Below are 10,772 nucleotides of genomic sequence, written 5' to 3' on the forward strand. Positions count from 1 at the left end.
ATCACTCCTGTCCTTTAAGTTTAATAGGAATGTTTAGATCAGTATCAAGAGCTGCCCATAGGTTTATGTCCATCTTTCCATCAGAATTCAAACTATAATCTCCTATAGGAAGCGCTATATCAACTTTAACTTTATAAACATCTGATTCGACTATATTTTTTGCTATATTACCAAGATCTATACTTTGTATATTTCCTGAAGAAAAATCGATTTGATATTTACTACCATTAAAATCTATAGAAACTTTTGCTGTAATTCCAGTACTATTTTCAAGTTGAAAAAACACTTTAAGATTATCAACCATATTCAAAGCTTCATTTATACTTTCTCTATTTTCATCGTTCCTTCCAAGCATGTCCCCTTCAGATTCATATGAAAGAACTGTTGATTCTTTTGTAACATCGAAAGCAAAAGGAATATCTATTTTTATATTTCCTGAAATAGAACTACCACTTTCTATGGTGAGTCCATCTGATTGAATTGAATAAAGCATCTCGAGATTATCTGGTTTCTCATTAAAAACTGAGCTGAAATCACCTATAAATTCATTTCCAGAAGATCCGGTTGAAATAATAGGTGTACTATTACCAGTATAAGATGCAGATAATGTAATATCTAGATTTCCTGTTATATTTTCTTTATTTATAGTCAAAGTTGCAGGTAATGTTTTAAAATTAACATTATTCAAAATACCAAGATCATCTCCAAAATTTAAAAATCCAGAAGATAATTTTCCACTAAAAGTAGTATTCTTAGTCTTTATAGATTCAATAATTATATCTTTAAATCCAAGTGAAAAATCAAATGAAAGATTATCCCCCTGTTTTATTAATCCATTTAAAGTCACTTCATCATTTAAATATCCCGCTGGCTCTACATCGAAATCAAGATTTATTTTGCCAGAAGAAACATCTATATACTTATTAGAAAGATCTATAACAGATGTCGAATAATCAGTATTTTTAGTAAATACTTGATTAGAGTTCAAAGGAGTATCTGTTCCAGAAGCTTTTATACTTGTTGAAGATATATTGGCATTAAAATCAACATTCATACCATTCAACCATCTAAATTCGAGTTCCCCCGAAGAGAGATTTATTCTATCAACGAGTTCTTTAATTTCCTCAGGAACTATAATCTCATTAGACCCAGAATTATTAAAGTTTAAACCTTCTTTTTTAAACACGATCTGCTTAAACTCTGTATCAGAACTTACAGAAACATTTATACTAAAAGAATTAGTTGATGAATTATAATCAAATTCATTTAAGGATACCGTATTTGTACCATTTAAAACTTGGTCTTTTAAGTTCACATGAATATTCCCATCTATGATACTCGTGTTAACATCATTCGAATTGAATGTAACTGTTGCATCTGAAAAAGTCAAATTATCTGCACTCAATATAAGGGTTCCTTCATTTATAGTTGCAGAAACAAGATCATTTGGATTATCAAAAGTTATTTCAATTGGAATTGCTGAAGACCCAGCACCTGGAAATATTGGTATTCCATCTAAAGAAACTTCAGGGATACTTGGAATACTTACAGAAATATTTTGATTGAAATCAAACTGTGAAAAATCCATATCGCCAGTCGTAAAAAGTTCATCAGTAGAAATGTTTATTATATCCGTAGCATATCTATAAGTTAAAGGATTAGAATTAACTTTTAATAAACCAGGAAGAGCTTTTTCAAGTTCATCTTCAAAAGTCCCTATAAAATCGTTTATAGATAAAGATGTAGCCCCCACAGGTGCCTGTACCTTAGGATTTGCTTTTACATTGACTTTTTCTACATTACATGCAGATAAAACAATCAGAATAGATATAATCATAAGTCCAAAAACAAAAATCTTTCTCATAATATCACCTCACAAATGGATGTAAAAATCCTCAAATTCCCTATATAAAAGTTCAAACATATGACTCATTTCATCGTTTAAAAATTCTTTAATACTTTTTTTTATATCTTTAAAGTCAGAAAAGTCAGATTTTTCAAAACTTATTTCAATAATGGAAATCAAAAAAGCAATTTGATAAATTTCATTCATATTTTTTATTTTTTCTTTTTCACCCCCTTCAACAAAATATTCATTATATATATAGTTCATACAAATAAAAATATCCAATGTTTTCATATTCTCTATTCTTCGTTCAAAAACATATTCTTTTTTCACATTTATATTTATATTATCGTAGTATTTTATAAACAATATTATACCAGATGTAACATTAAAAATTATTTCATCATCATACTTTTGATTAAAAAATAATTTCAAAATATTGCTTATTCTATCAAAAATATTCTTTCTATAATCCAAACTTTCATAAATATCTATTTCTTTTTTATTCTCAAGATCTTTTATTTTAAATTTAAAATTCTCAACTTTTTTGTATATAAGACCCACATCATTTTTTATGATATTGAAAAATTCTTCATCTATTTCCTTATATTTTTTACTTTTTTCTATATCATTCAATTTCAAATCTATATCTTCTCTTTTAAAATCTTCATCAAAAAATTCCTGAATAAAACTTATAATTTCTATTAAAAGAGAGTTATGCTGTATAGAAACTTCATAAAGATAGTAAAATTCATCATTTGTCAAAATTTTTTCTTTCAATGCATAAAATGATTTCTTTTTTTCATTAAAGAAATTTTCCAGTGGAATGTCTAATTCATCATATGTTTTGATTAAATCATACTTTCTATTTTTATCAAAGCTTTTATTCATATCTTTAATTTTTTCATTGAACATATTTTTTATTCCAGAAGATATTATATAATTAAAAAAAGTTGTGATAATAAAAGATATGAATATAAATAATATAAAAAGTAAAAAATATCTTTTTATGAACAAATATAATCCAGCTTTTTTATAAAATAAAAAATTAATACCCAAATTTTCAAAAGTATTATAAACTATATAACCATTCTTATACTCATCAAGAGAAAGTTCACTGAACGTTAACTTATCTTTCTTTACATTATTATAAAAACTCATATCTCCTGAAAGAAATTCTCCATAATCATCTACAAAGGCATAATTTTCACTCAAATCCATACTAAATATAATTTCTTTTAAAATATAATTTAAATCAAATTCAAAATAATAAAAAATATTGTTTTTAAGATAATATACATTCAGAATGCTTTCATTTTGCACTTTTTCATACTCCATAAATCCATCTTCTAAAAAAGTATCTTGAATATCAGTATCCATACTAAAATTAATTATTGGTCCAAGACCCACCCCCTCATTTAAAGATAGATTTACATATTCTTTTATTTTTGAATCAAAATTTAAAGATAAATTTGATATTATTAATTTTGTATAAGATTTTATATTTTCATAATCAGAAATATATTTGGATTTATTAAAAACCATCAAACCAACTACTAAAAATAGTATAATCATCATAAAAGAATAAAAGTTTAAAGTTTTAAAAATAGATTTATTTTTCAAAATATTCACCTCAAAATAATCAAAATATCTTTTTTTTAATTATACCAGAAGGAGGAATAATTATGATTTTTTATGAACTTTATTTACGTTCTTTCTATGATTCAAATGGCGATGGAATTGGTGATTTTAAAGGACTTGAAAAAAAATTAGATTATTTACAAAATATTGGAATCGATTCCATATGGCTTTTGCCAATAATGAAATCTCCGGCATTTCATGGTTATACAATTACTGATTTTTATAAAACCAATTCTTTATATGGAAATATTGATGAATTAAAACAATTATTAAATGAAGCACATAAAAGAAATATAAAAATTGTTTTAGATCTGCCAATAAACCATGTATCTGTATCATCTGAATGGTTTCAAAAAGCTTTAAATGATGAAAAGCCGTATAAAAATTGGTTTATATGGTCAAATAATAAAACGAATACTGATGAAAGACGACATTGGGGAAATGATAAAATATGGCATAAAATAAATGATAAATATTTTTATGGGTTATTTGGACCTGGTTCGCCCGATTTAAACTTTGAAAACAAAGAACTCTGGGATGAAATAAAAAAAATATTTAAACATTGGTTAAATATCGGATTTGATGGGTTTAGATTAGATGCAGCTAAGCATATATTTGATTATGATAAAAAAAATATGAAATTCAAATATCAACATGATAAAAATATAAAATTTTGGATTGAAATGTTAGAATACATAAAAAGTATAAAAAAAGATGCCATAATAATAAGTGAAGTTTGGGATGAAAAAGAAATAGTAAAAAAATACGATGGAATATTCGAAATAGGATTTAATTTTCCACTTTCATATATCATTAAAGATTCCATAAAATTAAATGATGCAGAAAAATTTGTCAAAGATTTAAAAGAAGTAATGCCTGCATATTTCAAAAAAAAGCCCATAAAAACTAAATCGGGAAATTTTTTAACAAATCATGATATGACAAGGCTCAGAAGTGAGTTAAAATCTATAAAAAAATCAAATTTTGCTTTAAATATACTTTTAACTCTACCCGGAATACCTTTCATATATTATGGCGAAGAATTATCTATGAGAGGTAAACTTAAAAATGTTAACTTCACAGAAGATGGTGAAGAACCAATTCAATGGTCAGAAATTGGTTTTGGACCAGGTCAAACAGAATGGAAAGGTTATAAATTCAACACACCTTACAGTAAAATTTCTGTCGAAGAACAGCATAAAAATCCTAAATCCACTTTAAATAGGGTCAAAAAACTTATTAAGTTTAGAAAAGAAAATAGTTGGATAGAAAATTCAAAAATTAATATTTTAGAAAATGATAAAAATATGGTAAAATTAAGTATCAATAATGAAATAAACTCAATTATTATTCATTATAACTTTAAATCTTCAAAAACAAAAATTAATATAAATGAAGATAAAATTTTATATTATTCTGATAATGTTAAATGCACAGAAAATAAAACTGAGATCCCTGGATATTCTATTTTGATAACAAAGGGGGATCTATAATAATGAGGTGATAAAGTGAAAAAAACTTTACTAATATTAATAGCTGTATCACTCATAACTACCTTGACATTCAGTCAAAGCCTATTCAGTTATACTAACTCTGAAGATACAAAACAAGATTTAAAATTTAAAACATTTTTAACAGACTATGTATCAAGTCAATATAAAATAGCAAGTGGAAAAGATTTAGCGCCAGAAAGATTATATGATATTATAGATGGTATAATGAATGCCTCAAAAACCTTTGAAATATCTCCACTTCTAATAGCGGCTATAATAGACACAGAAACAAATTTCAGAAATATAATAGGTAGTTATGGAGAAGTTGGTTATATGCAATTAAGACCTACAACAGCAAAATATGTCATAGACATGTATCCAGAAATATTTAAGAATGCAGGATATGATGATTTTACAGTAGATTGGATACAAAAAAGATTGTTAATAGACCCACAATACAATATATTGGTAGGTACAGCCTATTTAAAACATTTAATGAATAATCATGAAGAAGATATTTATAAAGCTGTAGGTTGGTATAATGGTGGAGGAAATGAGTATTACGCAAAAAAAGTAATATATAAAATAGCAGAAATATCTGTATCATATCCAACAATTTAAATTAAAACATCAGCATGACAAATGCTGATGTTTTTTTATAATAAAAATTTTGATCTTTTTATTTTTTATGTTATAATTCACTTAGTGAATGAATGATTTAGGAGTGATAAAATGTTTGATACAGAAGAGTACATGTTTTTTAATCCCTCACCCAATTATCGTGAGATGATGATATTAAAAATCATTTCAAAAAATTCTGATACTTCTCAAGAATCTCTTGCAAAAAAAGTTGGAATAGTTCCTTCTATGGTAAATCGTTATTTAAAAGATTTTGAGGATAAAGACTTAATTATAAAATCTGGAGAAAACAGAAGAAGGATGTCATATCAATTAACTAAAAATGGACAAAAAAGACTACAATTTTTGATGGTTTCTTATATAAACGAAGTTTCAAAACTTTATACCGATACAAGAGATTCTTTTGAAGAACTCATAAAAGCTTTAAAAAAACATAATCTAAAAAATATATTTCTTTATGGTGCTGGTGTTGTAGGAACTATAGTATTAAAAGTCTTAAATATAGAAGATATAAATGTTCTTGGATTTATAGATGACTCTATATCAAAACAAGGAGATAAAATTCATGGTATAGATATATTAAATCCAAAAGAAGTTGACCAATTTGATTATGATGCTATAATAATAGCTTCATTTAGGCATTCTGAAGAAATAAAAGAAAATGCTCTAAAAGAAAAGCTTAAAAATTTATTCATTTTTAAAATAGATGAAAATGGAAATGTGTCTTTAAATGAGGAGGAAATAATATGAATATACCACTATTCGATTTAACAAGACAATATCAAGACATAAAAAAAGACGTATTAGAATCTTTAGATAATATATTTTCATCAGGAAAAGTTATTCTTGGTGAAAATGTTAAAAAGCTCGAATCAGATCTTTCAAAAAAAATTGAATCTAAGTATGCCTGTGGTGTCGCAAATGGTTCAGATGCATTATTAATTGCTTTACATGCTTTAGACATAAAAAATGGAGATTATGTAATAACTACTCCTTTCACTTTTTTTGCTACAGCAAGTTCTATAACAAGAAACAATGCAACACCAATATTTGTAGATGTAGAAGAAAAATATTATAATATTGATTTAGAAAAAGTTGAAACAATATTAAAAACACATCCAGAAAAAGAAAAAATAAAAGCAATAATTCCAGTACATTTATTTGGAAAAACTCTTGATATGGAAAAATTGAAATACTTAAAAGATAAATATAATATAAAAATAATAGAAGATTGTGCACAATCAATAGGTTCCATATGGAAATCAAAAGATGGAAATAAAATTTATTCTGGTACTGTTGGAGATTTTGGTACAACTTCATTCTTTCCAACCAAAAATCTTGGTGGATATGGAGATGGTGGAATGATATTCACACAAGAAGAAAACTTACAAAAAAGGGTTAAAAAACTCAGAGTCCATGGAGCTGCAAAAAAATATTTTCATGATGAAATAGGTTATAATTCAAGATTAGATGAAGTTCAAGCTGCAATACTAAATATAAAATTGAATATGTTAGATGAATTTACAGAAAAAAGAATAGAAAAAGCCAAAAGATATGATCAACTATTTAAAGATTTAAACTTAACCGATAAAATAATATATCCAGATTATATGAATGATAAAACTCATGTATACCATCAATATGTAATAACCTTAAAAAAAAGAAATAGAGATGAACTTGCACAATATCTAAGTAAAAATGGGATTGGAAACTCTAAATATTACCCAGAATGTCTTCACAGACAAAAATGCTTTGAATATTTGGGATATAAAACAGGTGATTTTCCAATAGCTGAAAAAGCTACAGAAAATACAATTGCCATACCTATATTTCCAGAATTAACTGATGAAGAACAAGAATATATAGTAAATAAAATAAAAGAATTTTATAATTAAGGGGGATAAATATGAATTTATTAGAAAAAATATCAAATAAAACGGCAAAAATAGGTGTAATTGGGCTTGGTTATGTTGGGTTACCACTTGCAGTTGAAAAAGCTAAAGCAGGATATGAAGTATTGGGTTTTGATATACAAGAAGATAAAGTAGAAAAAGTGAATGATGGAATAAATTATATAGGTGATGTTGTAAATGAAGAATTAGAAGAAATTGTAAAAAACAAAAAATTATCTGCAACATCTGATTATGACAGAATAAAAGAATGTGATGCAGTTATGATATGTGTTCCAACTCCTTTAGATAAATTCAAACAACCAGATTTAACTTATGTTGAAATGTCCACAAAAGAAGTCTCAAAAAGATTACACAAAGAAATGTTGATAGTTCTTGAAAGTACTACTTATCCTGGAACAACAGAAGAAGTAATGCTTCCTCTTTTAGAAAGAGATGATTTAAAAGTTGGTATAGATTTTTATCTCGCATTTTCTCCTGAAAGAGTAGATCCAGGAAATATAAGTTATAAAACAAAGAATACTCCAAAAGTAGTTGGTGGAGTAACCTCAAAATGTACAGAACATGCAAAAGTTTTATATGAGAATGTTCTCGATGCAAATGTATTTACAGTATCTTCACCAAAAGAAGCAGAAATGTCTAAAATATTAGAAAATAGCTTTAGAATTGTAAATATAGCTTTCATAAACGAAATGGCTATAGTTGCAAAAAAAATGGGAATAAACATCTGGGAAGTTATAGATGCAGCTGCTACAAAACCATTTGGTTTCATGCCATTTTATCCTGGACCTGGTGTTGGAGGACATTGTATACCAATAGATCCATTCTATTTAACATATAAAGCAAGAGCATATGATTATCATACAAGATTGATAGAACTCGCAGGAGAAATAAATGATTTTATGCCAGAATATGTTGTTGAAAGATTAATGGATGAGATGAATAAACAAAAAAAATGTTTAAATGGTGCAAAAGTATTAATAGTTGGTGTTGCATACAAAAATGATATAGATGATTTAAGAGAATCTCCCGCATTAAAAGTAATAGAAAATCTTGAAAACAAATATGCCGATATAAAAGTAACAGATCCATATATAGATACTTTTATGTTGAAAGGTAAAGAATATAAAACTGTAAAATTGACAAAAGAATTGATTGAAAATTCTGATGCTATAATAATAACAACAGGACACAAACATAATGTAGACTATGATTTAATACTAAAAAATTCAAAAATAATATTTGATACAAAAAATGTTTTAAAAGAGAAAAGAGAAAAATACTCTGAAAAAATAATATTATTATAAAAGCAGAGGTGTATAAAATGTTAAATCATGCTTTAATAGGTTGTGGAAGAATAGCTCAAAAAAAACATACAGAAGCAATAATAAAAAACAAAGACAAAATTAAAACAATAGCTGTATGTGATATAGTTAAAGAAAATGCTGAAAAAGTAAGAAATATATTGAATGAAAATGGAATAAAGGATATAAAAATCTATACAGATTATAAAGAGATGATTCAAAATGAAAATTTAAATGCTGTAAGTATAGCTACTGAATCTGGAAAACATCATGAAATAAGCATGTATGCTATGAAAAATGATATAAATGTTCTCGTTGAAAAACCAATGGCTTTATCAATAAAAGATATGGATGAAATGATAGAATTATCAGAAAAAAAGAATCTAAAACTTGAAATTTGTTTTCAAAATAGATTTAATCCTCCAATACAAGAATTAAGAAAAAAATTAACAAATGATGATTTTGGTAAATTATTTCATTCACAGGCCTCTATAAGATGGAATAGAAACAAGAATTACTATGATCAAGCAAATTGGAGAGGTACTTGGGAAATGGATGGCGGTACTCTTATGAATCAATGTACCCATAACATAGATTTATTGATATGGAATAGTTTATCTGAAGTTGAAGAAGTTTACGGAAAAACAGTGAATTATAACCATGATTATATAGATGCTGAAGATTTTGGAACTGCAATAATAAAATTTAAAAATGGAATGATCGGAATAATAGAAGGAACAGCAAATGTATATCCAAAAAATCTTGAAGAAACCCTATCTATATTTGGTGAAAAAGGAACAGTTGTAATAGGTGGTCTTGCTGTAAATAAAATAGAAACTTGGAACTTTGAAAACGAAAATGAACACCCATTTCAAAAACTTCCAGATCCAGATACTGTGTATGGCTTTGGACATATACCACTTTATCAAGATTTTTATGAATCAATAATTCAAGATAAAAAACCTTTGATAGATGGAAAAGAAGGAAAAAAAGCTGTAGAAGTAGTACTCGCCATATATAAATCTTGTAAAGAAAATAAACCTATAAGATTTCCATTTGAATTCTCAACATTAGAAATGAAAAATTGTTTATAAAATTAAATTAAGCAGCCAAAAAAATAATTGGCTGCTTTTAAATTTTAAAATACATAATTAATCTAACAATAATTAGACTATAAAAATACTATTTATAATAAAATAATCCCGCTTACTTATATTATATAACAAAAATTATACAAAAGCAACTTAAGAAGTGGTTAAAGTCTAATTAAAATTAGATTGACTTATAATCAATCTCCAATATAATATTACCATAGTGATATAAAAATACTATATTGGAGAAATAAAATGTCAAATATAAAAATTGGTGAAAAGTTAAGATTCTTTAGAGAAAAATGTGGATATTCTATGCAAGAACTCGCTGATGAAGTATTAATATCTAAAATGTCCATATATTATTATGAAAAAAACATGAAAATCCCAGGTGCCGATATTTTATTTCGAATATGCCAAAAATTAAATATCACCCCAAATGACCTTTTTTATAATAAAGAAAATATCATATTAGAAGAACAGCTCAAAGAATACAATGAAAAAATATTTAGTTTAAAAATCCAAATAAAAGATGATTCTAACTATCCCATTCTAAAGAAAGATGAGATAGCTTTAATAAAAAAAGATGAAAAAATAACAAATAAAGTTCTATTCTTAATAGAAGATTCAAACAAAAATCTAATCATACGTTACATTATAAAAACAGAAAATACTATACAATTAATACCTCAAAATTTAAACTATTCTATAATAGAATATGATGAAAAAAATCATAAAATTATTGGAAAAGTCATAGGAAAAATTACATACTTCGATCAAAAATAAAAATCCGGAAAATTAATTTTCCGGATTTATTTTCATCATAAAAGCCTTATTTACATAACCTC

The 10,772-nt window shown here is 25.7% G+C and carries 9 protein-coding genes; 7 read left to right on the forward strand and 2 right to left on the reverse strand.

Translation table 11 applies throughout. The annotated features are described in order from the left end of the window. Position 1 precedes the first annotated feature (1 nt). A complete protein-coding gene (locus PWP28_RS10430) occupies positions 2 to 1,864 on the reverse strand; it encodes a hypothetical protein (protein ID WP_308644697.1) in 1,863 nt (620 codons plus the stop codon). Between the two features lie 9 nt (positions 1,865 to 1,873). Next, entirely contained in the window at positions 1,874 to 3,469 is a 1,596-nt protein-coding gene (locus PWP28_RS10435; RefSeq protein ID WP_308644698.1) for a hypothetical protein, read from the reverse strand. A 62-nt stretch (positions 3,470 to 3,531) separates the two neighbouring features. Here PWP28_RS10435 and PWP28_RS10440 point away from each other — a divergent pair, with 62 nt between their 5' ends. The 7 genes from PWP28_RS10440 to PWP28_RS10470 all read left to right on the forward strand — a co-directional run bounded on the left by PWP28_RS10440 (position 3,532) and on the right by PWP28_RS10470 (position 10,710). Continuing rightward, positions 3,532 to 4,980, forward strand: a complete 1,449-nt coding sequence (locus PWP28_RS10440) for an alpha-amylase family glycosyl hydrolase (protein WP_308644699.1) — start codon at positions 3,532 to 3,534, stop codon at positions 4,978 to 4,980. Positions 4,981 to 4,995: 15 nt separating this feature from the next. Further along, a complete protein-coding gene (locus tag PWP28_RS10445; protein WP_109604384.1) occupies positions 4,996 to 5,601 on the forward strand; it encodes a transglycosylase SLT domain-containing protein in 606 nt (201 codons plus the stop codon). 111 nt (positions 5,602 to 5,712) lie between these two features. Then, positions 5,713 to 6,369, forward strand: a complete 657-nt coding sequence (locus PWP28_RS10450) for a winged helix-turn-helix transcriptional regulator (RefSeq protein WP_109604385.1) — start codon at positions 5,713 to 5,715, stop codon at positions 6,367 to 6,369. Beyond that, positions 6,366 to 7,514, forward strand: coding sequence for a DegT/DnrJ/EryC1/StrS family aminotransferase (locus PWP28_RS10455; RefSeq protein ID WP_308644700.1), 1,149 nt, complete (start codon positions 6,366 to 6,368; stop codon positions 7,512 to 7,514). The genes PWP28_RS10450 and PWP28_RS10455 overlap by 4 nt, the downstream gene beginning before the upstream one ends. Positions 7,515 to 7,525: 11 nt before the next feature. Continuing rightward, positions 7,526 to 8,836: a nucleotide sugar dehydrogenase gene (locus tag PWP28_RS10460; protein ID WP_308644701.1), complete on the forward strand. Its 1,311-nt coding sequence runs from the start codon at positions 7,526 to 7,528 to the stop codon at positions 8,834 to 8,836. 17 nt (positions 8,837 to 8,853) lie between these two features. Then, positions 8,854 to 9,927 carry a Gfo/Idh/MocA family oxidoreductase gene (locus PWP28_RS10465; RefSeq protein WP_308644702.1) on the forward strand — a complete coding sequence of 358 codons (1,074 nt, stop codon included), beginning with the start codon at positions 8,854 to 8,856 and terminating at the stop codon, positions 9,925 to 9,927. A gap of 252 nt (positions 9,928 to 10,179) precedes the next feature. After that, a complete protein-coding gene (locus PWP28_RS10470) occupies positions 10,180 to 10,710 on the forward strand; it encodes a LexA family transcriptional regulator (protein ID WP_308644703.1) in 531 nt (176 codons plus the stop codon). The last annotated feature ends 62 nt before the right edge of the window (positions 10,711 to 10,772 follow it).

The sequence above is a fragment of the Oceanotoga sp. genome (assembly GCF_030445905.1).
Taxonomy (GTDB): Bacteria; Thermotogota; Thermotogae; order Petrotogales; family Petrotogaceae; genus Oceanotoga; species Oceanotoga teriensis.

Bases quoted from the DNA above. Each gene is read 5' to 3' on its own strand.
- PWP28_RS10430 (WP_308644697.1), bottom strand. From the start codon at position 1,864: ATGAGAAAGATTTTTGTTTTTGGACTTATGATTATATCTATTCTGATT.
- PWP28_RS10440 (WP_308644699.1), top strand. From the start codon at position 3,532: ATGATTTTTTATGAACTTTATTTACGTTCTTTCTATGATTCAAATGGC.
- PWP28_RS10450 (WP_109604385.1), top strand. From the start codon at position 5,713: ATGTTTGATACAGAAGAGTACATGTTTTTTAATCCCTCACCCAATTAT.
- PWP28_RS10455 (WP_308644700.1), top strand. From the start codon at position 6,366: ATGAATATACCACTATTCGATTTAACAAGACAATATCAAGACATAAAA.
- PWP28_RS10460 (WP_308644701.1), top strand. From the start codon at position 7,526: ATGAATTTATTAGAAAAAATATCAAATAAAACGGCAAAAATAGGTGTA.
- PWP28_RS10465 (WP_308644702.1), top strand. From the start codon at position 8,854: ATGTTAAATCATGCTTTAATAGGTTGTGGAAGAATAGCTCAAAAAAAA.
- PWP28_RS10470 (WP_308644703.1), top strand. From the start codon at position 10,180: ATGTCAAATATAAAAATTGGTGAAAAGTTAAGATTCTTTAGAGAAAAA.